At 63.1% G+C, this 879-nt stretch carries 1 protein-coding gene; it reads right to left on the bottom strand.

Going from position 1 to position 879, the window contains the following annotated elements:
- Positions 1-18 precede the first annotated feature (18 nt).
- Complete coding sequence (locus A7B18_RS21105; RefSeq protein ID WP_102128617.1) at positions 19-816, bottom strand: IS5 family transposase; 798 nt, start codon at positions 814-816, stop codon at positions 19-21.
- Positions 817-879: the final 63 nt, after the last annotated feature.

The following is an 879-nucleotide window of genomic DNA, read 5'->3' as shown; positions in this document are numbered from 1 at the left end:
TAGAGGCTGCCAAGAAGGCTATGCAAAAAGGGGCTTGAGGTTGTTGCACAGCAGAACGCAGGCGGCCAGGAAATGGAACCCGACGAGGGTGGACGGCAGCCGCTCCAAGTCTCGTCCCAAGCGCCGGAAGCGTGACAACCACGCAAAGGATCGTTCCACCACCCAGCGTCGGGGCAGCAGGATGAAGCCCTTGGCGGCGTCCGAGCGTTTGATGACCACCAGTTCCACGCCTGCCACGGTCGCCTCCAGGGCAGTTTGCTGTCCGGTGTAGCCCTGGTCCACAAACGCCACTTCCACGTTCACCCCTGTCGCCTCCTGCACCTCCAGGCACAGGTCTTTGACCTGTGCTCTGTCCTGCTCGTTTGCGGGCGTGGTCAGGACGGCTAGCAGGTGGCCCAGGGTGTCCACGGCGAGATGCACCTTGGTGCCCTGGCGTTTTTTGGCACCGTCGTACCCGGCGCGGTGCCCGCTCTCCGGGGTGCTTTGGAGGGTCCGGCTGTCGATGATGATGGCCGTCGGCTCCCCGTTCCTTGACCGCTCGACACGGGACAGGAGCCGTAGGTCATGAGCGGCGTTCTCGAAGCATCCAGCCTCAAACCAGCGGTGCGCCTGTTGGCGCACCGTTTCTGCGGGCGGAAAATCGTTGGGGAGGTAGGCCCACTGTGCGCCGGTGCGGGCGACCCACAACAGTGCGTTGAAGATGTCTCGGATAGGGTATTTGCGCTGCCGAGCGTCCTTGGGACTGAGCAGGAGATATGGCAGTAGGAAGAGGTACGTGTCGTCGTCCACGTCGCTGGGGTAGCCTCGCCGGGTCACCCCCGCATTCTGCCCTGCCCAGACTCTTACCCGAAAGTTCAACCGTGTTCTTGGCAGCCTCTA

This window comes from Deinococcus planocerae (genome assembly GCF_002869765.1).
GTDB classification, from domain to species: Bacteria; Deinococcota; Deinococci; order Deinococcales; family Deinococcaceae; genus Deinococcus; species Deinococcus planocerae.
This window is presented reverse-complemented; position numbering and strand designations above follow the sequence as displayed.